We start from the raw sequence: 22,252 nt of genomic DNA, 5'->3' as shown, positions 1-22,252 counted from the left end.
ATGCGCAGACGTCTGGTCGTCGTGTTCCTCGTGCCGCTCGTCGCGATCCTCCTGTCGCTGGGCGGCGCGACGGCCTGGAGCGCGACCCGCAGCATCCAGCAGGCGTTCTACACCGAGCAGCTCGGCGACCTGGGATACTTCGTGACGAGTGCACGACAGGCGCTGCGGTCGGGGAGCGCGACCGTGATCGACGCCGAGGTCGAGCGATTCCACGAGGTGTACGGGATCGACGTCGTCGTGTTCGATCTCGCCGGCGGCGTGTGGGCCTCGGGAGTGGACGCGGCCGAGGTGCTGCCCGACGACGATGCCGCACGCGTCGGCCTCGCGCTCTCGGGGCGGCGGGCCGAAGCTCCTGAGCCGGTGTTCCCCTGGATCGCGGCCGAGTCCTCGCTCGTCGAGCCGGTGTTCGATGACGGGGACGTCATCGGCGCCGTCATGCTCTCCGCCGACGTCGAAGCGCCGAGGACGGAGATCCTGCGGCAGATCCTCGTGCTGTCGGCGGTGTCGGCGGTGTCGATCGGACTGGGCGTCTTGCTCGTGTTCCAGCTCGCCAGGTGGGTGCTCTCTCCGGTGCGTCGTCTCGACGAGGCGATGATCGCGATCGAGCGGGGGGAGATGGACGCCAGAGTCGCGGAGGACACCGGACCACCCGAGCTGCGCCGGATGACCCGCGTCTTCAACGGCATGGCGGATGAGATCGAGCGCGTCATGACGCGCCAGCAGGAGTTCGCGCTGAACGCCTCGCACGAGCTCCGCAACCCCCTCAATGCGCTGCTTCTGCGCGTCGAGCACCTCTCGACTGGCCTCGATGACGACTGGAAGGACGACGTCGAGGAGACGAGGGAGGAGGGACGCCGCATGGCTCGCATCCTCGAGACGCTCCTCGGGCTCGCGCGGGGCGGACGCTCAGACACCACGATCTCGGCCGTCGATCTGACGACGCTCGCGGCCAGGCGCGCCGAGGCCTGGAGCGAGGTGGCCTCTCACCGGGGGATCCGCACACTCTCGTCGGGAGACGCCCCGGTGATGAGCGTCACCGATCGCACGATCGTCGAGAGCGCGCTCGACGCGATCGTCGACAACGCGGTGAAGTTCTCTCCATCCGACACCGTCGTCGAGATCGGATCGCACCGCAGCGAGGGAATCTGCGTGCTCACCGTCCGCGATCACGGCCCTGGTCTGACCCGCGAGCAGGCCGAGAACGCCGCCGACCGGTTCTGGCGGAGCGACGACAGCGGCGGGGTGCCCGGTTCAGGGCTCGGCCTCGCGATCGCCACCGACCTCCTGGCGACGATCGGTGGCGAGCTGAGGGTCGACACGCCGGAGGACGGCGGACTGCTGGTCTCGCTGCTGCTGCCGGACGGAGCTGCGGAATGAGCCGGCGCGGCAACCGCCACGCCCGCTGGCGCAGGATCGCGGCTGCGGTGGCCGTGCTGGTGATCGCAGGCGCGAGCAGTGCCTGCAGCACCCGGTCGGACGAATGGGGTGACTCTCAGTACGCGATCGCCGGAGGGGGATCGAACGGGGTGTACTACGCCTACGGTGCGGAGGTCGCTCGCGCGCTGTCCGGCTCGCTGGGCGTCCGCGTGGAGGTGGCTGAGACCGCCGGGTCGGTCGACAACCTTCTTCGGGTGAGTTCGGGGGAGGCTCTCCTCGGCTTCGCACAGGGGGATGCCGCGGCGGACGCGGTCGCGGGTGCCGGGGCATTCGACGAGGCGCTGCCGGTGCGGGCCGTCGCCCGCCTGTACGACGAGTACCTCCACGTGGTCGTGCGCGCCGACTCGGACATCGTCGACCTCGGCGACCTCGCGGGAAAGACCGTGTCGCTCGGCGCGGAGAACTCGGGCGTCAACGTCATCGCCGCACGAGCCCTGGATGCCGCAGAAGTCGACATCGCGTCGATCGCGGATCCGCAGCTCGACCTCAGCGCGTCGATCAGCGCACTCGAGGGGTCGGGCATCGACGGGTTCTTCTGGGTGGGTGGCATCCCGACTCCCGGCATCGCGGAACTGGCGAAGACCACCCCCGTGCGGCTGGTGCCGGTGGAGCAGACCTGGGTCACCGCGATCAACACGCGCTACTCCGACGCATACCGTCCGTCGGACTTCCCCGTGGGCCTCTACGGGCTCGACGAGTCGGTGCCGACGATGGCGGTCCCGAACTATCTGGTCACCTCGTCACACACCCCCGACGGCATCGTGCGAGACGTTCTGACGAGCCTCTTCGACGGCCGCACGGATATCGCGCAGCGGGTCCCGGTCGCCTCTCTGCTCGACCGGAGACAGGCGATCTTCACAGGGCCGGTCGACCTCCACCCCGGTGCGATCGAGTACTACCGAGACCAGCGGGACTGAGGCCTCAAGAAATCCTCAAGAAGTCTCATGCCGGCATGCTGCTCTGCCAATGTGGTGGTCGATCGCGCTCGATTCGACGGAGAATTCAGATGCCACAGAGCCCACGCCCTTCACTCGGGCGCGCTCTCGGTCGTTCCCGGGGATCGTCGTGCGAGCGGGTCCGGTCGGAGGCTTGCTGCAACGTTCTACTCGGGGGAGGAACCGCGCAGCAGGGACGCCCCCACGGTTCGCGGGGGCGGACCGTGGGGCACTCCGGCATCCGAACGGGATTCGCCTCTTCGCGTGGTTACGAACGTGTAAATGTCGACGCATCAATGTGGAGCCACGTGATCGACCTGGCTAGTTTGGAGAAATGATGACCTCTGGTAAGCCTCTCGTCGTGGTCGACAACGTCCAGAAGCACTATGGCGACTTCCAGGCGCTCACGGATATCGACCTCACCGTGAACGCCGGCGAGGTGGTCGTGGTGATCGGCCCCTCCGGCTCGGGCAAGTCGACCCTGTGTCGCACCATCAACCGACTCGAGACGATCACGAGCGGCACGATCAGCATCGACGGCAAGGCGCTGCCGGCGGAGGGCAAGGGACTCGCGAACCTGCGAGCCGACGTCGGCATGGTGTTCCAGTCGTTCAACCTCTTCGCGCACCTCACGATCCTCGAGAACGTCACGCTGGGCCCGATCAAGGTCCGCGGCATGAAGAAGGCCGATGCCGACAAGGAGGCGATGATGCTGCTCGAGCGCGTCGGCGTCGCCCAGCAGGCGTCGAAGCTCCCCGCCCAGCTCTCGGGCGGACAGCAGCAGCGCGTCGCGATCGCCCGTGCCCTCGCCATGCAGCCCAAGGTCATGCTCTTCGACGAGCCGACCAGTGCGCTCGATCCCGAGATGATCAATGAGGTCCTCGACGTCATGGTCGAACTCGCCCGTGACGGCATGACGATGATCGTCGTCACCCACGAGATGGGCTTCGCGCGCAAGGCTGCCAACCGCGTCGTGTTCATGGCGGACGGGAAGATCGTCGAAGAGGCGACACCCGAGGAGTTCTTCACCAACCCGAAGAGCGACCGCGCCAAGGACTTCCTCTCCAAGCTCCTCACGCACTGACGAGCTTCACAGACCTTTGCACACACAGCACACGAAGGAGACGCACATGCGACGCACACGCACACTGGCAGGAATCGGGATCGCGACGGTGGCACTGTTCGCGCTGACCGCCTGCAACAGCGGCAGCCCGTCCGACCCCGGCGCCGGAACCGGCGGCGACGAGGGCGAGGACTCCACCTGGTTCGAGGTCGCCGAGGACGTGCAGCTCGAGGGCAGCCCGACGTTCGACGCCATCCAGGAGCGCGACAAGGTCGTCGTCGGCGTCAAGGAGGACCAGCCAGGACTCGGCTACCTCGACGTGACGACGGGGGAGCGCACCGGCTTCGACGTCGACATCGCTCGGTGGATCGCCGCATCGCTCGGCTACGACGAGGACAAGATCGAGTTCAAGCCGATCGCCTCGGCGAACCGCGAGCAGGCGATCACGAACGGTGACATCGACTACTACGTCGGCACCTACTCGATCAACGACAAGCGCAAGGAGCTCATCGACTTCGCCGGCCCGTACTTCATCACCGGCCAGGGACTCCTGGTCGCCGCTGATGCTGACGACGCCGAGGCGCTCGAGGACTTCAACGGCAAGACCGTCTGCTCTGCGACCGGCTCGACGCCGATCCAGAACATCAAGGCGAACTTCCCCGAGATCAAGACGCAGGAGTACGACCTGTACTCCGCCTGCGTGCAGGATCTCATCGACGGCAAGGTCGACGCTGTGACCACTGACCAGGCGATCCTGATCGGCTACGCAGCGCAGTACCCGGACGACGTGAAGGTCACCGGCGGCCTCTTCACCGAGGAGCGCTACGGTGTCGGCCTCACGAAGGGCGATGACGCGCTGCGCACGCACATCAACGAGCTCTTCACCGACAACGGCGACATCTGGCAGGCGATCTTCGACGCGAACCTCGGTTCCAGCGGCATCGAGGTCGAGCAGCCCGAGGTCGACGCGTACTGATCGACATGGGCGGCCTCCTCAGGGAGGCCGCCCACTCATTCTGAAGAAGGGAGGGTGGCGTGGACGTCATCTTCGGCAACCTCGACCTGTGGGGACAGGCGATCAGCAACACGCTGATCGTGTTCTTCGCCGGCGGGATCATCGCGCTGATCCTCGGCCTCATCGTCGGGGCGATGCGCGTGTCTCCGGTGCCCATCGCGCGAGGCGTCGGCACCGTGTACGTGAACACCGTGCGCAACACCCCGCTCACCCTCGTCTTCTTCTTCTTCATCTTCGGGTACCCGCAGCTCGGGCTTCCCGATCTGTCGAACCTCGTGCTCGGCATCCTCGCCATCGGCATCTACACGGCGACCTATGTCGCCGAGGTGCTGCGGGCCGGAATCAACACGGTCCCGGTCGGCCAGGCTGAGGCGGCGCGCGCGATCGGGCTTCCCTTCGGCCAGGTGATGGGCCTAGTGATCCTCCCGCAGGCGTTCCGCTCGGTGGTGCCTCCGATGATGAGCGTCTTCATCGCCCTGCTCAAGAACACGACCGTGGCGGCCGGATTCTCGGTCGCCGAACTCGCGGCACTGCGTTCGACCATCAACGACTCGGCCGATCGCCCCGGCAACCCGATGGAGGTCCTCCTCTGGGTCGCGGTGGTGTTCGTCGCCCTGGTGCTGCTGTTGAGCTGGCTGCAGCGATATCTCGAGAACCGATGGAGGATCGCGCGATGAGCTCTGTACTGTACGACGTCCCGGGGCCCCGGGCGATCGCCCGCAACCGCGTCATCGCGGTCGCCACCGTCATCCTCGTCCTCGCCGCTCTCGGCTTCATCGTCCTGCGGATGGTGGAGACGGGCCAGTTCTCGGCGGAGAAGTGGTTCGTCTTCACGTTCTCCAACGTGTGGATGGGCATCTTCAAGGCGCTCGGCAACACCCTCGCCGCGTTCGCGCTCGCCGCGGTGCTCAGCATCGTGCTGGGATTCGTGCTCGCGATCGGTCGGCTCTCCGACCACGCCTGGGTGCGGATCCCGGTGACCGCGATCACCGAGCTCTTCCGCGCGGTCCCGGTGCTGGTCTTCATGATGCTGCTGTACTACGGACTGCCCGTGGTCGGCGTCAAGATGGACCCGTACTGGGCGGTCGTCATCGCGCTGATGGCGTACAACGGCTCCGTGCTCGCAGAGGTGCTCCGGGCCGGTATCGAGTCCCTGCCCCGCGGGCAGAAAGAGGCCGGCTACGCGATCGGACTCCGCAAGAGCGGCGTCATGCGTCTCATCCTGCTGCCGCAGGCGATCCGGGCGATGCTCCCGGTGATCGTCGCCCAGCTGGTCGTGACCATGAAGGACACCGCTCTCGGGTTCATCATCACCTACCCGGAGCTGCTGTACTACGCGAAGCAGCTGACGTCGCAGCAGGGTCGTCCGATCCTGCAGTCGGCGTTCGTCATCGGCGGCATCTACATCGTCATGTGCCTCATTCTCTCCGGCATCGCGAAGTGGGTGGAGATCAGCACCCGCCGTTCGCCGAAGGTCAAGGCGATCCAGGCAGCCGGGGACCCGCGCCAGCACGGCGACGGCACCAACACCGAGCTCATCACCCTGCAGCGCGGGGGCGGGGTCGCGGGCGGGGACGGCCCCGGCCCGGTCTGAGCGTCCGTCGTGATGCGCGTCGAGCCGGTCTCCGCCTATCCGCCTGCGACGAGCCGCACGCTCGCGGAGTGGATGGATGCTGACCTGGCCGCGCTGCATGGCGCGGACTCCCGGTCTCGGCTGCGTGAGGTCGCCGATGCCCGCGCGATGCGCCGTGGGATGTGGGCCTCGTTCCTCGCGCTCGGCTCGTCGTCCGTCGTCGTCGGGCTCGTCCTGCTGGCGGTCGGTATGCCGCCGTCGGCATACGTGCCGTCGATGATCGTCGGTGGCATCGTCGCCGTCGTCTCCGGCGTGTTCCTCGCACGGGTGAGAGGCTGGATCCCGAAACCCGGCACGTCGCACACGACCCGGGGTGCCGGCTCGCTCGGAGGCGGCCTCATCGCCGCAGCCAGCATCTTCGGGGCGCTCAACGTCTTCCTGATCCCCGGAATCGTCTCCTCGGTCGACCCGGTGCCGCTCCTCGTCCTCGACGCAGGATTCGCACTCCTGCTCGTCTCGGTGTTCGTGATCCCGGCCGCGGTCATCGGCAGGGGGCGTCAGACGCTGCGTCGCGAAGCGGCGCGGGACCAGCGACTCGTGGCCGCGCTCGAGCGCGATCGGGTCACGTGGGTGCCCCTGGTCGCAGTGCCGATGTTCGGCCCGCTCTGAGCCCGGCCCCGGGAAGGAGCAGCCCGCCGTCCCGGTAGACTCCTGTCTCGTGTCTGAGTCTCCCGAAATCACCCCGGAAGCGGTCGAAGCCGCCGTCGCGGCCGCACTCGAAGCGATCACTGCGGCCGCCGATAGCGCCGAGCTGAAGGCGGCGAGAGCCGCTCATGTCGCAGACGGCTCGCCTCTCGCCGTCCTCAACGCCTCGATGCGGCAGGTGGCTCCCGAGAACAAGGCGGCCTTCGGCAAGCTCGTCGGGCAGGGGCGCGGTCAGGTCACGAAGGCCCTCGCCGCCAAGGAGGAGGAGCTGGCAGCCGCCGAGGTGGCCGCCCGTCTCGAATCCGAGCGCCTCGACATCACCGCCGTTCCTTCCCGGACCCGCGTCGGTGCGCGGCATCCGCTCACCCTGCTCAGCGAGCAGATCTCCGACATCTTCGTCGGCATGGGCTGGGAGATCGCGGAAGGGCCCGAGCTCGAGCACGAGTGGTTCAACTTCGACGCGCTCAACTTCGACGTCGACCACCCCGCTCGCCAGGAGCAGGACACCTTCTACGTCGACCCGCCCTCGCGCCACCTCGTGATGCGCACGCACACGAGCCCGGTGCAGGTGCGCTCGATGCTCGACCGCGACGTGCCGATCTACGTGCTCTGCCCCGGTCGCGTGTACCGCACCGACGAGTTCGATGCGACGCACCTCCCCGTCTTCACGCAGTTCGAGGGGCTGGTCGTCGACCAGGGCATCTCGATGGCCCACCTCAAGGGCACGCTCGACCACGTCGCGCGTCAGCTCTTCGGACCGGAGGCGAAGACGCGCTTCCGCACGAACTTCTTCCCCTTCACCGAGCCGTCTGCCGAGCTCGACCTGTGGCACCCGACCTTCAAGGGCGGCGCCCGCTGGATCGAGTGGGGCGGCTGCGGCATGATCAACCCGAACGTGCTGCGTGCGGCGGGGATCGACCCCGACGTCTACAGCGGCTTCGCCTTCGGTATGGGCGTCGAACGCGGACTCATGTTCCGCAGCGATGTGCAGGACATGCGGGACATGGCAGAGGGCGATGTCCGTTTCAGCGAGCAGTACGGGATGGTGGTGTGATGCGCGTCCCGCTTTCGTGGCTGCGTGAGTACGTCGATCTGGCAGCGGATGCGACGCCCGAAGACGTTCTGGCGGCGATGGTCACCGTCGGCTTCGAGGAGGAGGATATCCACCGCTTCGAGATCTCGGGTCCCGTCGTGGTCGGACAGGTCGTCTCCCTCGAGGGGGAGCCGCAGTCCAACGGCAAGACGATCAACTGGTGCCAGGTCGACGTCGGCGAGGCGAACGGCGGCATCCGCGGGATCGTCTGCGGAGCGCACAACTTCGTCGCCGGCGACAAGGTCGTGGTGACCCTGCCGGGCGCTGTGCTGCCTGGGCCGTTCCCGATCGCCGCCCGCAAGACCTACGGTCATGTGTCCGACGGCATGATCGCCTCGGCGCGGGAGCTCGGTCTGGGTGACGAGCACAACGGCATCCTCGTTCTCGCCGACCTCGGAATCGACGCTCCCGTCGGCACCGACGCGATCAGCCTGCTCGGTCTCGACGATGTCGCGGTCGAGATCAACGTGACGCCCGACCGCGGGTACGCGTTCTCGCTCCGAGGTGTCGCACGCGAGTACTCGCACGCCACCGGAGCGACGTTCCGCGACCCGGCCGAACGCGACTTCGCCGAACTCCAGCCCGGAACCGGTCACACGGCGATCGTCGACGACGCCGCCCCCGTGCGCGGCCGCGTCGGGGCGAGTGAGTTCGTCACCCGTGTCGTCCGCGACGTCGACCCGTCGCGCCCGACCCCGCCGTGGATGATCGCTCGCCTGTCGCTCGCCGGCATGCGCTCGCTCGGCATCCTGATCGACATCACCAACTACGTGATGCTCGAGCTGGGGCAGCCGCTGCACGGATACGACCTCGACAAGCTTTCGGGCGGCATCACGGTGCGCCGTGCGACCCCCGGTGAGAAGATGACGACTCTCGACGGCCAGGAGCGAAAGCTCCACGTCGAGGATCTTCTGATCACCGATGGATCCGGGCCCATCGGCCTGGCCGGTGTCATGGGTGGTGGCACGACCGAGATGAGCGACACGACGCGCAACGTCCTCATCGAGGCAGCGACGTTCGACCCGGTGACGATCGCGCGCACGGCGCGTCGTCACAAGCTCCCCAGCGAGGCGTCCAAGCGCTTCGAGCGCGGCGTCGACCCTCTGGTGCCGTTCGTCGCGGCTCGTCGAGCCGCCGACCTGATGGTCGAGTTCGCCGGCGGCACGCTCACCGAAGAGGGTGGCGCGCTGTTCGCCGAGGTCTTCGTCGCCGAGATCGAGCTGCCGCGAGGATTCGTGCAGGGACTCATCGGGGTCGACTACTCCGACGACGAGATCGTGGGCGCGCTCACGACGATCGGTGGCGAGGTCACCGAGACGGATGCCGGCTGGGTCGTCATCCCGCCGACCTGGCGCCCGGACCTCACCGACAAGTGGTCTCTTGCTGAAGAGGTCGCGCGCATCCACGGTCTCGACCGCATCCCCTCGGTGCTGCCGACGCCTCCGTCCGGCCGCGGCCTGACGCCGCACCAGCAGGGGCGACGTCGCGTGGCTGACGCGCTCGCAGCAGCCGGTCTCGTCGAGACGCCCTCCTTCCCCTTCACCACCGACGCCGAGAACGACCTGCACGGTTCGGCGTCGGGAGAGCACCTGCCCAGCATCCGGCTCGCGAACCCGCTCGACGGCTCTGCTCCGTTCCTGCGTCGGTCGCTCATCCCGGGACTGCTGCAGACCGCGCATCGCAACATCTCGCGCGGCCTCACGGATCTCGCGCTGTTCGAGACCGGCGTCGTGTTCCTGCCCGAGCCCGGTGTCGATTACGGCACCGATGATGTTCCGCCGCTCGGCGTGCGTCCGTCGGACGAGACCCTCGCCGCGCTGAACGCGTCGATCCCGCCGCAGCACCGCCACGTCGCGGCGCTGTTCACGGGCAATGTCGTGGCACGCCAGCCCGGCCGTGCGGCTGAAGCGGCCGGTCTGTCGGAAGCGCTGGACGCGGCTCGCGTCATCGCCGCAGCTGCCGGCGTGGACATCGAGGTGGCCCAGGGCGAGCGCGCGGCACTGCACCCCGGGCGCACCGGCGTGCTGTCGGTCGGCGGCGTCGAGGTCGGCTATGTCGGAGAACTCCACCCCGACGTCGCAGCGGGAGCAGACCTGCCGGGTCGCGCGACCGTGCTCGAGCTCGATCTCGACGGAATCCTCACGCTGGCGAACGCGCGTGCGGTCGCCGCCTCGCTGTCGACGTTCCCGGCCGCCACGCAGGACGTGTCGCTCGTGCTCGGGGCTGACGTCCCCGCCGGCGACGTCAAGGCTGCGCTGGCCGACGGCGCAGGAGAGCTCCTAGAGGCGATCCGACTCGTCGACGACTACCGCGGAGACGGCGTCGCGGAAGGGCAGAAGAGTCTCACCTTCGCTCTGCGGTTCCGCGCGGACGATCGCACGCTCACCGCGGCCGAGGCGACCGAGGCGAAGCTCGCGGGCGTCGCTGTCACGGCCGAGCGCTTCGGCGCGACGCTGCGCGACTGACTCAGCGCTGCGCGGACTGCATTCCGGTACGGGATGCGGTCCGCCACGCAGCGGTCGTGGCGTCGGATGTGGAAGTGATCGCCACCGCCGAGCCGACCTGAACCTGGCTTTCCCGCGAGGTAGCGTGTCGTGATGAGCATCCTTCCCCACAGCACGCCTGCGGCGGTTCCCGATGGCGTCCGACCGATGGGCGGGGCGCCCTTCCTCGACCCGGGCGATCAGATCTCCTGGCACTACCGGAAGCCGGGGTGGCAGCCCGGAGACGCGTCGACGATCACACCCATGCGAGTGGTCCGCGACGACGAGCGGGGCCTCGTCGCCTGGCTCGCTCCGGGCACGCTGCAGGAGGGGCAGGGCACTCCGGCAGGCGAGCGCATCCGAACGGTTCCGCTCGAGCGGCGATGGCTGGACCCGCGGACGCGGATCGTGGAGGAGTGGTGGGGCAACGGCATCCTGCGGATCGCCCCCGCAGGCGCCGCGTGGTCGGTGTGGCTCTTCTGGAGCGATGTGAGCGGGGCGGAGTGGCAGTTCGCCGGCTGGTACGTGAACCTCGAGAACGCGCACCTGCGCACCGACCGCGACACCTACTCGTCGGACCACATCCTCGACGTCGAGATCGAGCCGGACGGCCGGGTGCATCTGAAGGATGAGGACGAGCTGATCGCGGCCGTCGAGCAGGGCCGTCTCACATCCGAGCAGGCGGCGCAGATCGAGCGGCACGCCGACGCGGCGATCGCGTCGTACCGCGACGGTGACTGGCCGTTCGCCGCGGAATGGCGCGACTGGCGGCCGGATCCCTCCTGGACCGTCCCGGAGCTCACGGGGCTGTCAGACCTCCGTCCGCGGTGAACCCGGCATCCGCCGTGAGCGGAAGACACTTCCCCTCGCACGGCGGAGATGGTGGCATGGGTCCATGACTGACGTTCTGATCCTCGGCGGGACCGGCTGGCTGTCCGGTCGGATCGCCGGACGCCTGCTGGTGAACGGGGCGGCGGTGATGTGCCTCGCGCGAGGAGGTCGACCGTCCCCGGAGGGTGCGAGCCTGGTTCTGGCCGATCGTGACGACGCCGACGCCTATGACGCCGTCCGCGGTCGCGATTGGGACCACGTGATCGACGTCTCCTCGAATGCGGCGCACGTGGCGGCGGCGGTCGAGGCGCTCAGGGATCGAGCCGCCCGCTGGACGTACGTCTCGTCGGTGTCGGCATACTCCGATGACGAGACGGTCGGGGCGGACGAGTCCGCGCCGTTGCATCAGCCGGCCGGCGCCGGGGATGAGTACGAGTACGGCGCGCAGAAGGTCGCCGCCGAGAACGCGGTTCGCACGCTCGGCGACCGAACGCTGATCGTGCGCCCGGGGCTGATCGTCGGGAAGGGCGACCCGAGCGACCGCTTCGGATACTGGGCTGCGGCGTTCCTGCGCGCTCACGACGAACCCGTGCTGCTGCCCCGTGCAGACGGGCGAGACGTGCAGGTGATCGACGTCGATGACCTGTCGGAGTTCATCAGCACGACGACCGCGACCGGAGTGATCAACACGACCGGCGACCGGCACCCGATGGCCGAGGTCATCGAGGCGGTGCGCAGGCATGCGGATCACCGAGGAGAAACCGTCACGGCCACCGACGACTGGCTCGTGGCGAATGAGGTGGAGTACTGGGCGGGCAAGCGATCGCTGCCGCTCTGGCTCCCGAGCGACGTGACCGGATTCATGACGAGGTCGAACGCACGCTACCGTGCGGCCGGGGGAGAGCTGCGTCCGCTCGACGAGACCATCGCCGTGGTGATCGAGGACGAGCGGGATCGCGGTGTCGATCGCGAGCGGCGCGCAGGTCTGACCCGGACAGACGAACTCGCGCTGATCCAGCTTCTGCGCTGACGGCGCGCGTCGCTAGACTGCGAGCAGTGACACGGGGTGCCGCATCCGCGGCTGAGAACAGACCCGTCGAACCTGATCTAGTTCGTACTAGCGAAGGGATGTCGCAATGAGCGATCGTCTGCGTCCTGAATCCGAATCGACCCTGGCTGCCGCGGCCGGAGAGCTCCTGTCCGAGCTGCGCGAGAGTCCACCTCTGACCCACTGCATCACCAACAGCGTCGTCACGGGGTTCACCGCCAACGTGCTGCTCGCCCTCGGCGCGGCACCGGCGATGGTCGACATCGTCGACGAAGCAGGAATGTTCGCCGGGGTGGCGTCCGGCGTCCTGATCAACCTCGGAACGCCGACCCCCGAGCAGCGGGCGGCGAGCCTCGAAGCCGCGGCCGGTGCCGTCGCCGCGGGCACTCCGTGGGTGCTGGATCCCGTCGCGATCGGCGCACTCCCGGTGCGCACGGCCCTCGCCCACGAGCTGGTCGCCTCGCGCCCCACGGCGATCAGGGGGAACGCATCCGAGATCCTCGCGCTCGCCGGACTCAGCGCAGGCGGCCGGGGTGTGGACGCGACAGACACGACAGACGATGCGGCAGAGGCAGTGCTCTCACTCGCCGCGCGTCATGGCTCTGTGGTCGCGGTGTCTGGACCGGTCGACCTGGTGACCGATGGCGTCCGTCTGCTGCGCATCGCGAACGGTCACGAGCTGCTCACCCGGGTCACCGGCGGTGGGTGCGCGCTGGGCGCGGTCATGGCCGCGTTCCTCGGCGCGGCGCGCTCGACCTCTGCCGATCCGCTCACGGCGGTGGCGTCGGCGAGCCTCGTCTACACGATCGCCGCCGAGAGGGCCGCGGTGCACGCCTCGGGCCCCGGCACCTTCGCTGTCGCTCTGCTCGACGCGCTCGCCGCCGTGCAGCCGGCTGACCTGGTGGCCTCCGCGCGCGTTCGGGAGAGCGCGCTGTGATCGCCGACCTCTCGCTCTACCTCGTCACGGATCCGGGCCTCTGCAGTGAGCGGGGTGTCGTCGAGACCGTGCGCCTCGCTGTCGACGGGGGAGTGCGCATCGTGCAGCTGCGCGACAAGATCGCGACGGATGCCGAGACCGCCGATCAGCTGGTCGAACTGTCGCGCGTGATCGCCGGCCGTGCGATCCTCCTGGTGAACGACCGGGTCGATGCGGCGCTCGCCGCTCGCGCTCGGGGAGCTCGCGTCGACGGCGTGCATCTCGGTCAGGGCGATGCGTCGGTACTGCGGGCGCGCGAGCGACTGGGTGCCGAGGCGATCATCGGGTTGACGGCGAACACACCCGACCACTTCGACGCGGTGGCGGCTCTGCCTGCGGGCGTGGTCGACTACCTCGGCGTCGGTGTGATCCGCCCCACCGACACCAAGCCCGACCATCCGCCGGTATTGGGCATCGACGGCTTCCGGTCGCTCATCGACACGTGCGCTCTGCCCTGCGTGGCCATCGGCGGCGTGGACATCGACGACACAGAGCGACTCCGCGACGCGGGCGCGGCCGGCCTCGCGGTGGTCTCGGCCATCTGCGCCGCGGTCGATCCGAAGCAGACGGCGCAGAGCTTCCTCCGGCGGTGGCGGGCGTCAGGCACGCCGCGGGTGCTCAGCATCGCCGGCAGCGATCCATCGGGCGGTGCGGGGATCCAAGCCGACCTCAAGTCCATCGCCGCGAACGGCGGGTACGGCATGGCGGCTCTGACCGCACTCACCGCTCAGAACACCGTCGGCGTGCGGGCGGTGCATGTGCCGCCCGCGGAGTTCCTGCGGGAGCAGCTCGATGCGATCTCAGACGACATCGTCATCGATGCGGTGAAGATCGGGATGCTGGCGAATGCCGACGTGATCCGTGCGGTCTCCGACTGGCTCGATGCCATGCGGCCGCCGATCGTCGTGCTCGACCCGGTCATGGTCGCGACCAGTGGCGACCGGCTTCTCGACCGGGAGGCCGAGGTCGCGCTGCGCGGACTCCTCGAGCGCGCGCATGTCGTGACGCCCAACCTCGCCGAGCTCGCCGCGCTGGCCGACCATCCGATCGACGGGTGGGATGACGCGCTCGCGGCGGCAGCTGCGCTCTCCGACCGTGTGGGCGCGGCGGTGCTCGTGAAGGGAGGGCATCTCGACGGCGACGACGTGCCCGACGCGGTGATAGACGCTGCCGACGGAGTGAGTCGGGGGTATCCGGGCGCGCGCATCGCGACCCGCAACACGCATGGCACCGGGTGCTCGCTCTCGTCCGCCCTCGCCACCCGCCTCGCCAGGGGCGAGTCCCTCACCGACGCGGTCGCCTCGGCCCGTTCGTGGCTGCGTGAGTCTCTGACGGAGAGCGATGCGCTCCACGTCGGACGAGGACACGGGCCGATCAACCACTTCGGCGGCCTCTGGCGACGTGGCGGACTCGAGACCACCCCCGACCGGGCGCACATCCGCGATCAGTGGTGGGAGCGGATCGCGCACCTGCGGGCAGATATCGACGAGCTGCCCTTCGTCGGCGCTCTCGCCGACGGGACACTCGACCGCGAGTGGTTCCTGTTCTACCTTCGCCAGGATGCGCTGTACCTCCGGGAGTACGCGAGGGTCCTCGCCGAGGCCTCTCGGCTCGCACCGACACCGCACGAGCAGGCGTTCTGGTCGGAGTCCGCGCACGGGGCGATCGCCGGAGAGCTCGAACTCCACGCGTCGTGGCTGACCCCCGGTGCGGGCGTGGAGGCGGAGACTTTCGCCGCTGATCCGGCCCCCGCGACCGTCGCGTACCTCGACCATCTGCGATCGGTCGCCTTCGGCGCAGACTACGCCGAGCTCATCGCCGCCGTGCTGCCGTGCTTCTGGCTCTACACCGATCTCGGGACGCGTCTGCACTCGGGGGCGTTCGGCGAGTACGCCCGCGATCCGCAGCATCCCTATGCATCGTGGCTCGCGACCTACGCCGATCCGGCCTTCGAGGCGGCGACAGAGCAGGCGGTCGGCTACGTGATGGACGCGGCGGCGCAGTCGGATGCCCCGCGGCGTCGACGGATGCTCCGAGCGTTCGAGGTCTCGAGCGCCCACGAGCTCGCGTTCTTCGCGGCGCCGGCGCTCCCCGTGCCTGCCGGATGACGGACCGGATTTGCGCATGCCGCGACGAGCGCGCTATCGTCGCGGCATGCCTTCGGCCGCCACCGCAACTCTGACGCTCGCTCCGAGCGCCATCGCCGTGCGCCGACGCCGCAGCGGCCGCCGACTCTAGGCGACCCTGCGCTTCTGCCTGCGTACGCACGGCGGTCGAGTGCCGGTGTCGCCGCCCCGGTTCCCGACACTGCACCCCGCGTTCGCCGAGGGGTCCGACCGTTAAGGTAGAAGCATGACGTACTCCGTCGCCGTCTCCGGCGCATCCGGCTACGCGGGTGGCGAGATCCTGCGCCTCCTCGCGTCTCATCCCGACATCGAGATCCGCACCGTGACGGCTCACTCGAACGCCGGTCAGCCGCTCGTGCAGCATCAGCCGCACCTGCGGTCTCTCGCTCACCTCACTCTGCAGGACACCACACCTGAGACGCTCGCAGGTCACGACATCGTGTTCCTCGCTCTGCCGCACGGTCAGTCGGGTCAGTACACGGATGCGCTCGGCGACACCCCGCTGGTGATCGACGCCGGGGCCGACCATCGCCTCACCTCGCAGGCGTCCTGGGATGCGTTCTACGGCGGCGACTTCCACGACCCCTGGGCCTACGGGGTCCCCGAGCTGCTCGTCGACGGCATCAAGCAGCGCGAGACGCTGCGCGATGCGAAGCGGATCGCCGCCCCCGGATGCAATGCATCCACGGTGAGTCTGAGTCTCGCTCCCGGCGTCGCAGCGGGAGTGATCGACGCGGGAGACATCGTCTCGGTGCTCGCCGTCGGCCCCTCGGGTGCGGGGAAGAGCCTCAAGACCAATCTGCTCGCCAGTGAGATCCTCGGCAGCGCCAATCCCTATGCGGTCGGCGGCACCCACCGGCACATCCCCGAGATCCGCCAGGCACTCGCCGCGGCATCCGGTGCTGCCGCCGACGGCATCCGCATCTCCTTCACCCCTGTGCTCGTTCCGATGTCGCGGGGAATCCTCGCCACCTCGACCGCGCCGATCGCCGGTGACGTCAGTGACGCGGAGATCCGCGCCGCCTGGGAGGACGCCTACGGTGACGAGACATTCGTGCAGCTGCTGCCCGAGGGACAGTTCCCGCGCACGGCCGATGTCCTCGGCGCGAACACCGCACTCATCGGCCTCGCGATCGACCGTGCGGCGAACCGCGTGACGGTGGTCGCCGCCGTCGACAATCTCGTCAAGGGCACCGCAGGCGCTGCCATCCAGTCCATGAACCTCGCGTTGGGACTTCCCGAGTCCCGCGCCCTCTCAGTGAACGGAGTCGCACCGTGAGCGTCACCGCCCCCGCAGGATTCGAGGCGGCCGGAGTCGCCGCCGGCCTCAAGTCGACCGGCAAGCCCGATGTCGCCGTGGTCGTCAACCGCGGCCCGCGCAAGGTCGGTGCCGCCGTGTTCACGAGCAACCGCGCCAAGGCCAACCCGATCATCTGGTCGCAGCAGGCCGTCGCCGATCGCGTGGTCGAGGCCGTCGTGCTCAACTCCGGCGGAGCGAACTGTTTCACCGGCAGCTTCGGCTTCCAGACGACGCACCAGACCGCCGAGAAGGCGGCAGAGCTGCTCGGCGTCAGCGCCGGCGACGTCCTCGTCTGCTCGACGGGGCTCATCGGGGTCGGAGACGAGGTCTTCCGCGGCAAGGTGCTCGCGGGCACCGCACAGGCGATCGCCGAGCTGTCGGCCGACGGCGGCGACGTCGCGGCGGAGGCCATCATGACGACCGACAGCGTCTCGAAGACCGCTGTCGTGAGCCGGGACGGCTGGACGATCGGCGGCATGGCGAAGGGCGCGGGCATGCTCGCCCCGGGCCTCGCGACGATGCTCGTCGTCATCACGACGGATGCCGTGCTCGAACCTCTCGAGGCCGACGCGGCGCTGCGATTCGCGACCGGCACGACGTTCGACCGCCTCGACTCCGACGGCTGCATGTCGACCAACGACCAGGTCACGCTGCTCGCCAACGGCGCCTCCGGGGTGGCCCCCGAACTCAAGCACTTCTCTGCTGCCCTCGCCGAGCTCTGCCTGGAACTCGCGGTCAAGCTGCAGAGTGATGCCGAGGGCGCGAGTCATGACATCACCATCGAGGTGCGGCACGCCGCCAGCGAGGGGGAGGCCGTCGAGGTCGGCCGCTCGGTCGCCCGCAACAACCTCTTCAAGGCCGCGATCTTCGGAAACGACCCCAACTGGGGTCGGGTGCTCGCCGCGATCGGCACGACCAACGCGCAGTTCGACCCGTACGACGTCGACGTCTGGATGAACGGCGTCCGCGTGTGCAGCGAGGGCGGCCCCGACCGTCCGCGCGAAGAGGTCGACCTCACCCCTCGCGCCACGCACCTCGTGATCGACCTCAAAGTCGGCGAGGCCACTGCGACGATCCTCACCAACGACCTGACCCACGACTACGTGCACGAGAACAGCGCCTACGCCTCATGACCGACATCCAGGACACCACGCCTGACGTCGCCGCCGTCAAGGCCGCGACGCTCATCGAGTCGCTCCCGTGGCTGAAGAAGTTCCGCGACCAGATCGTCGTCGTGAAGTACGGCGGCAATGCGATGGTCTCGGACGAGCTGCAGGAGGCGTTCGCGCAGGACATCGCGTATCTGAGGTACGTCGGCGTGCTGCCGGTGGTCGTGCACGGCGGTGGGCCGCAGATCTCCGACATGCTGCAGCGCCTCGAGATCCCGAGCGAGTTCAAGGGCGGCTACCGCGTCACCAACACCGAGGCGATCAGCGTGGTGCGCATGGTGCTCACCGGCCAGGTGAACCCGCAGCTCGTCTCGAAGATCAATTCGCACGGTCCGATCGCGACCGGACTCAGCGGCGAAGATGCCGGGCTGTTCGGCGGGCGTCGCCGCGGCGTCGTGATCGACGGCGAGGAGATCGATCTCGGTCGTGTGGGCGACGTCGTCGAGGTGGACCCGACGCCTGTGCTCGACCACCTCGCGGCCGGACGCGTTCCCGTGGTCTCGAGCATCGCCCCCGACCTCGATCACCCGGGCCAGTCGCTGAACGTGAACGCGGATGCCGCGGCTGCCGCGCTCGCCGTGGCTCTCAAGGCGCGCAAGCTCGTCATTCTCACGGATGTCCCCGGGCTGTACGCCGACTGGCCCAACCGCGACTCTCTCGTGTCGCACCTCACCTCGGAGGCTCTCATCGAGATGCTGCCGACCCTCGAATCAGGCATGATCCCGAAGATGAAGGCGTGCCTGGACGCGATCGAGGGCGGCGTCGACGCCGCCGCGATCATCGACGGACGCGTGCCGCACTCGGTGCTCGTCGAACTCTTCACCAGCAAGGGAATCGGAACAGAAGTGGTCATGGGAAGCGCAGGAGTGAAGGCATGAGCAACTGGCAGGATGACGCAGCGAGCGATCTGGTCCTCAACGCAGGTCCCCGGTTGGCGATGCTGACTCGCGGCGAGGGATCGTACCTCTGGGACTCCGAGGGCAAGCGCCACCTCGACTTCCTCGCCGGCATCGCTGTGACCTCGCTCGGTCACGCGCATCCGGTGTTCGTCGAGGCCGTGTCGACGCAGGCCGCGACCCTCGCGCATGTGTCGAACTACTTCGCGACACCGTCGCAGCTCGCGCTCGCCGCACGGTTGAAGCGTCTCGCCGGTGCCGGGATCGATGGGCGCGTGTTCTTCTCGAACTCCGGCGCCGAGGCGAACGAGGCCGCGTTCAAGCTCGCCCGCCTGCACGGCGGGACGGAGAAGCCCCGCATCCTCGCGCTCGAGAACGGATTCCACGGCCGGACCATGGGATCTCTCGCGCTCACGGCGAAGGCGGCCATGCGCGCGCCGTTCGAGCCGATGCCCGGGGGAGTCGAGCACATCCCGGCGACCATCGAGGCACTCGAGGCGGCGATCGACGACCGCGTCGCGGCCGTGATCGTCGAGCCGATCCAGGGTGAGGCAGGCGTCGTCGAGCTTCCCGAGGGATACCTGCAGGCCGCTCGCTCGCTCACTCTGAAGCACGGGGCCCTGCTCATCGTCGACGAGATCCAGACCGGGGCAGGGCGCACGGGCGCCTGGTTCGGCTTCAGCCACGAAGGCATCACGCCTGACGCCATCACGCTCGCGAAGGGCATCGGCGGTGGCTTCCCGATCGGTGCTCTCGTGACCTACGGTGCGGCGAGTTCGCTCTTCACTCCCGGTTCGCACGGCTCCACGTTCGGCGGAAACCCGCTCGCGACGGCCGTCGCAGACGCGGTGCTCACCGAGATCGAGCGCGCAGGCCTCGTCGACAACGCCGCGCGTCGTGGGGAAGAGATCCTCCAGATCATCGCCGATATCGACTCGCCTCTGGTCACGGGAGTGCGTGGCCGCGGGCTCCTGATCGGGGTGGCTCTGAGCGCCCCCGTCGCGAATGAGGTGGTCGCCGCCGCTCAGGAGCGCGGCCTCATCGTGAACGCCGCCAACCCCGAGACCGTGCGCATCGCGCCGGCCCTCACGATCGGAGACGCCGAACTCGCCGAGTTCCGCGAGCTGTTCGCCGCGTCGCTCTCCGACGTCCAGACCTCCCTCGCCGAATCCGGAAAGGCCCTCGCATGACCCGCCACCTGCTGCGCGACGACGATCTGACCCCCGCTGAGCAGGCGGAGATCCTCGATCTCGCCATCGAGCTGAAGAAGGATCGCTGGGCGAACAAGGCCCTCGAAGGCCCCCAGACGGTCGCGGTGATCTTCGACAAGTCCTCCACCCGCACCCGTGTCTCGTTCGCCGTCGGCATCGCCGACCTCGGCGGGTCGCCGTTGATCATCTCGACCGCGAGCAGTCAGCTGGGCGGCAAGGAGACTCCGTCGGACACCGCCCGGGTGCTCGAGCGTCAGGTCGCGGCGATCGTCTGGCGCACGTACGCGCAGGCAGGGCTCGAAGAGATGGCCGCAGGCACCACGGTGCCCGTCGTCAACGCACTCTCGGACGACTTCCACCCGTGTCAGCTGCTCGCCGACCTGCTCACGATCCGCGAGCACAAGGGCGACCTGAAAGGGCTGACCCTGACGTTCTTCGGCGACGGGCAGAGCAACATGGCGCATTCCTACGCGCTGGCCGGGGTCACCGCGGGTATGCACGTGCGCATCGCCTCGCCCGCCGACTACGCGCCGCGTGCGGACATCGTCGAGGCGGCCGACCGCCGTGCGGCGGAGACCGGCGGCTCGATCACCCTGTTCACCGATGCGGTCGAGGCTGCGGCCGGTGCCGACGTCGTGGTCACCGACACCTGGGTGTCGATGGGCAAGGAAGAGGAGAAGCTCGCACGCATCCGCGATCTCGGTGGCTACAAGGTGACGCCGGAGACGATGGAGATCGCCGACTCGGAGGCCATCTTCATCCACTGCCTTCCCGCCGACCGAGGCTACGAGGTCGACTCCGAGGTCATCGACGGACCGCAGAGCGTCGTCTGGGACGAGGCCGAGAACCGCCTCCACGCCCAGAAGGCCCTGCTCGTCTGGCTGCTCGACAAGAAGGACGCATGATGGTCGACGCGAAGAACGAGGGCACGAACGAAGGCGCGCTGTGGGGAGCCCGCTTCGCGAGCGGCCCGTCGCCCGAGCTCGTCGAGCTCAGCCGGTCGACGCATTTCGACTGGATCCTCGCACCGTATGACATCGCCGGGTCGCACGCGCACGCGACGGCTCTCGCGGCTGCCGGTTACCTCGAACCCGACGAGGCAGCCAGGATGCACGAGGGGCTCGATGCCGTGGCGCGCAAGGTCGCCGACGGCACCCTGCGGCCCGTCCCCTCGGATGAAGACGTGCACGGGGCTCTCGAGCAGGCCCTGATCGCCGAGCTCGGCCCGGAGCTGGGTGGACGTCTTCGTGCGGGACGCAGCCGCAACGACCAGATCGCCACCCTGGTGCGCATGTACCTGATCGACCACGCCCGCGTGATCGCGCGAGACCTGCTGCGGGTCATCGACGCCCTCGTCGCGCAGGCGGAGGCTCATCCTGACGCGATCCTCCCCGGACGGACGCATCTGCAGCACGCACAGCCGGTGCTCCTCGCGCATCACCTGCAGGCCCACGGGTGGCCGCTCGTGCGCGAGCTCGAGCGTCTGGTCGACTGGCGTCGCCGTGCCGGTGTCTCGCCGTACGGGGGCGGAGCCCTCGCGGGCTCGACGCTCGGACTCGACCCCGCGCTGGTCGCATCCGAACTCGGACTCGACCGCCCGGCCGAGAACTCGCTCGACGGAACCGCTGCGCGTGATGTCGTCGCCGAGTTCGCCTTCATCACGGCCATGACCGGGGTCGACATCTCGCGTCTGAGCGAGGAGATCATCCTCTGGAACACTCGCGAGTTCGGCTTCGTCACTCTGCACGACGGGTATTCGACCGGCTCGAGCATCATGCCGCAGAAGAAGAACCCCGACATCGCCGAGCTCGCTCGCGGCAAGTCGGGGCGCCTGATCGGCAACCTGTCTGGGCTGATGGCCACGCTCAAGGGGCTTCCGCTGGCCTACAACCGTGACCTTCAGGAAGACAAGGAGCCGGTCTTCGACTCGGTGCAGACCCTCGAGGTCGTGCTGCCGGCCTTCGCCGGGATGATCGCGACGCTGCGCTTCGACACCGAGCGCATGGCCGCCCTCGCACCTCAGGGGTTCTCGCTCGCGACCGACGTCGCCGAGTGGCTCGTGAAGCGCCGCGTGCCGTTCCGCGATGCGCACGAGATCTCCGGCGCGCTGGTGCGTGCCTGCGAAGAGCGGCGGATCGGTCTCGAAGACGCATCCGACGAGCTGCTGATCTCGGTGTCGCCCCACCTCGTGCCCGAGGTGCGAGAGGTGCTCACGATCGAGGGCTCCGTGGCTTCCCGCACGGGCGTCGGCGGAACGGCTCCCGTCCGGGTAGCCGAGCAGCGTGCCGAGCTGGTCGCCAGAGCACAGGCGGCTGCACACGCTCTGGGGCTTTAACCGACGAACAGGTGGAGCGCAGCGACCTGCACGACCGCAGACGGCCCGCGGAACTC

At 68.8% G+C, this 22,252-nt stretch carries 19 protein-coding genes and 1 riboswitch; all 19 genes read left to right on the top strand.

Going from position 1 to position 22,252, the window contains the following annotated elements; all coding sequences use genetic code 11:
• The 19 genes from OPU70_RS04615 to argH all read left to right on the top strand — a co-directional run bounded on the left by OPU70_RS04615 (window position 1) and on the right by argH (window position 22,196).
• Window positions 1–1,377, top strand: coding sequence for a sensor histidine kinase (locus tag OPU70_RS04615; RefSeq protein WP_042536549.1), 1,377 nt, complete (start codon window positions 1–3; stop codon window positions 1,375–1,377).
• Entirely contained in the window at window positions 1,374–2,354 is a 981-nt protein-coding gene (locus OPU70_RS04610) for a TAXI family TRAP transporter solute-binding subunit (RefSeq protein WP_498557243.1), read from the top strand. The genes OPU70_RS04615 and OPU70_RS04610 overlap by 4 nt, the downstream gene beginning before the upstream one ends.
• A 352-nt stretch (window positions 2,355–2,706) precedes the next feature.
• Window positions 2,707–3,456 (top strand): amino acid ABC transporter ATP-binding protein, encoded by a 750-nt coding sequence (locus OPU70_RS04605; RefSeq protein WP_376708823.1) that lies wholly within the window; start codon window positions 2,707–2,709, stop codon window positions 3,454–3,456.
• 46 nt (window positions 3,457–3,502) lie between these two features.
• On the top strand, window positions 3,503–4,411 hold the full coding sequence (locus tag OPU70_RS04600) for a glutamate ABC transporter substrate-binding protein (RefSeq protein WP_042536552.1): 909 nt from the start codon (window positions 3,503–3,505) through the stop codon (window positions 4,409–4,411).
• A gap of 59 nt (window positions 4,412–4,470) precedes the next feature.
• Window positions 4,471–5,127, top strand: coding sequence for an amino acid ABC transporter permease (locus OPU70_RS04595; protein WP_042536554.1), 657 nt, complete (start codon window positions 4,471–4,473; stop codon window positions 5,125–5,127).
• Window positions 5,124–6,044 carry an amino acid ABC transporter permease gene (locus OPU70_RS04590; RefSeq protein ID WP_042536606.1) on the top strand — a complete coding sequence of 307 codons (921 nt, stop codon included), beginning with the start codon at window positions 5,124–5,126 and terminating at the stop codon, window positions 6,042–6,044. The genes OPU70_RS04595 and OPU70_RS04590 overlap by 4 nt, the downstream gene beginning before the upstream one ends.
• Window positions 6,045–6,056: 12 nt before the next feature.
• Complete coding sequence (locus OPU70_RS04585) at window positions 6,057–6,692, top strand: hypothetical protein (RefSeq protein ID WP_042536556.1); 636 nt, start codon at window positions 6,057–6,059, stop codon at window positions 6,690–6,692.
• Between the two features lie 49 nt (window positions 6,693–6,741).
• Window positions 6,742–7,782: a phenylalanine--tRNA ligase subunit alpha gene (gene pheS / locus OPU70_RS04580; protein WP_498557242.1), complete on the top strand. Its 1,041-nt coding sequence runs from the start codon at window positions 6,742–6,744 to the stop codon at window positions 7,780–7,782.
• Window positions 7,782–10,286 (top strand): phenylalanine--tRNA ligase subunit beta, encoded by a 2,505-nt coding sequence (gene pheT / locus OPU70_RS04575; protein ID WP_498557241.1) that lies wholly within the window; start codon window positions 7,782–7,784, stop codon window positions 10,284–10,286. Before pheS ends, pheT begins: the two co-directional genes overlap by 1 nt.
• Before the next feature lie 132 nt (window positions 10,287–10,418).
• The gene (locus tag OPU70_RS04570) at window positions 10,419–11,135 is read left to right on the top strand and encodes a DUF402 domain-containing protein (protein WP_498557240.1); all 717 of its coding nucleotides are present in this window, start codon (window positions 10,419–10,421) and stop codon (window positions 11,133–11,135) included.
• A 64-nt stretch (window positions 11,136–11,199) separates the two neighbouring features.
• Window positions 11,200–12,165 (top strand): NAD-dependent epimerase/dehydratase family protein, encoded by a 966-nt coding sequence (locus OPU70_RS04565; RefSeq protein ID WP_498557239.1) that lies wholly within the window; start codon window positions 11,200–11,202, stop codon window positions 12,163–12,165.
• A gap of 22 nt (window positions 12,166–12,187) precedes the next feature.
• Window positions 12,188–12,281, top strand: a riboswitch (TPP riboswitch).
• Window positions 12,272–13,120, top strand: a complete 849-nt coding sequence (gene thiM, locus OPU70_RS04560; RefSeq protein ID WP_475436178.1) for a hydroxyethylthiazole kinase — start codon at window positions 12,272–12,274, stop codon at window positions 13,118–13,120. Its footprint overlaps the riboswitch before it by 10 nt.
• Window positions 13,117–15,267, top strand: coding sequence for a bifunctional hydroxymethylpyrimidine kinase/phosphomethylpyrimidine kinase (locus OPU70_RS04555; RefSeq protein ID WP_498557238.1), 2,151 nt, complete (start codon window positions 13,117–13,119; stop codon window positions 15,265–15,267). The genes thiM and OPU70_RS04555 overlap by 4 nt, the downstream gene beginning before the upstream one ends.
• A gap of 244 nt (window positions 15,268–15,511) precedes the next feature.
• Window positions 15,512–16,564 (top strand): N-acetyl-gamma-glutamyl-phosphate reductase, encoded by a 1,053-nt coding sequence (gene argC, locus OPU70_RS04550; RefSeq protein ID WP_498557237.1) that lies wholly within the window; start codon window positions 15,512–15,514, stop codon window positions 16,562–16,564.
• Window positions 16,561–17,718, top strand: a complete 1,158-nt coding sequence (gene argJ / locus OPU70_RS04545) for a bifunctional glutamate N-acetyltransferase/amino-acid acetyltransferase ArgJ (RefSeq protein ID WP_498557236.1) — start codon at window positions 16,561–16,563, stop codon at window positions 17,716–17,718. Before argC ends, argJ begins: the two co-directional genes overlap by 4 nt.
• Entirely contained in the window at window positions 17,715–18,632 is a 918-nt protein-coding gene (gene argB, locus OPU70_RS04540; protein ID WP_042536571.1) for an acetylglutamate kinase, read from the top strand. Before argJ ends, argB begins: the two co-directional genes overlap by 4 nt.
• Complete coding sequence (locus OPU70_RS04535; protein WP_042536572.1) at window positions 18,629–19,840, top strand: acetylornithine transaminase; 1,212 nt, start codon at window positions 18,629–18,631, stop codon at window positions 19,838–19,840. The genes argB and OPU70_RS04535 overlap by 4 nt, the downstream gene beginning before the upstream one ends.
• Complete coding sequence (gene argF / locus OPU70_RS04530; protein ID WP_042536574.1) at window positions 19,837–20,766, top strand: ornithine carbamoyltransferase; 930 nt, start codon at window positions 19,837–19,839, stop codon at window positions 20,764–20,766. The genes OPU70_RS04535 and argF overlap by 4 nt, the downstream gene beginning before the upstream one ends.
• Window positions 20,766–22,196: an argininosuccinate lyase gene (argH, locus tag OPU70_RS04525; RefSeq protein ID WP_498557330.1), complete on the top strand. Its 1,431-nt coding sequence runs from the start codon at window positions 20,766–20,768 to the stop codon at window positions 22,194–22,196. The genes argF and argH overlap by 1 nt, the downstream gene beginning before the upstream one ends.
• Window positions 22,197–22,252 lie beyond the last annotated feature (56 nt).

It is taken from the genome of Microbacterium sp. SWDP-B6 (genome assembly GCF_059803615.1).
The sequence above is the reverse complement of the archived record's forward strand: the minus strand, read 5'-3'. Positions and strand labels throughout refer to the sequence as shown.

What these genes read in the sequence shown, in the direction of transcription:
- OPU70_RS04615 (WP_042536549.1), top strand. Translation starts at nt 1, where the DNA reads ATGCGCAGACGTCTGGTCGTCGTGTTCCTCGTGCCGCTCGTCGCGATC.
- OPU70_RS04610 (WP_498557243.1), top strand. Translation starts at nt 1,374, where the DNA reads ATGAGCCGGCGCGGCAACCGCCACGCCCGCTGGCGCAGGATCGCGGCT.
- OPU70_RS04605 (WP_376708823.1), top strand. Translation starts at nt 2,707, where the DNA reads ATGATGACCTCTGGTAAGCCTCTCGTCGTGGTCGACAACGTCCAGAAG.
- OPU70_RS04600 (WP_042536552.1), top strand. Translation starts at nt 3,503, where the DNA reads ATGCGACGCACACGCACACTGGCAGGAATCGGGATCGCGACGGTGGCA.
- OPU70_RS04590 (WP_042536606.1), top strand. Translation starts at nt 5,124, where the DNA reads ATGAGCTCTGTACTGTACGACGTCCCGGGGCCCCGGGCGATCGCCCGC.
- OPU70_RS04585 (WP_042536556.1), top strand. Translation starts at nt 6,057, where the DNA reads ATGCGCGTCGAGCCGGTCTCCGCCTATCCGCCTGCGACGAGCCGCACG.
- pheT (WP_498557241.1), top strand. Translation starts at nt 7,782, where the DNA reads ATGCGCGTCCCGCTTTCGTGGCTGCGTGAGTACGTCGATCTGGCAGCG.
- OPU70_RS04570 (WP_498557240.1), top strand. Translation starts at nt 10,419, where the DNA reads ATGAGCATCCTTCCCCACAGCACGCCTGCGGCGGTTCCCGATGGCGTC.
- OPU70_RS04565 (WP_498557239.1), top strand. Translation starts at nt 11,200, where the DNA reads ATGACTGACGTTCTGATCCTCGGCGGGACCGGCTGGCTGTCCGGTCGG.
- thiM (WP_475436178.1), top strand. Translation starts at nt 12,272, where the DNA reads ATGAGCGATCGTCTGCGTCCTGAATCCGAATCGACCCTGGCTGCCGCG.
- argC (WP_498557237.1), top strand. Translation starts at nt 15,512, where the DNA reads ATGACGTACTCCGTCGCCGTCTCCGGCGCATCCGGCTACGCGGGTGGC.
- argB (WP_042536571.1), top strand. Translation starts at nt 17,715, where the DNA reads ATGACCGACATCCAGGACACCACGCCTGACGTCGCCGCCGTCAAGGCC.
- OPU70_RS04535 (WP_042536572.1), top strand. Translation starts at nt 18,629, where the DNA reads ATGAGCAACTGGCAGGATGACGCAGCGAGCGATCTGGTCCTCAACGCA.
- argF (WP_042536574.1), top strand. Translation starts at nt 19,837, where the DNA reads ATGACCCGCCACCTGCTGCGCGACGACGATCTGACCCCCGCTGAGCAG.
- argH (WP_498557330.1), top strand. Translation starts at nt 20,766, where the DNA reads ATGGTCGACGCGAAGAACGAGGGCACGAACGAAGGCGCGCTGTGGGGA.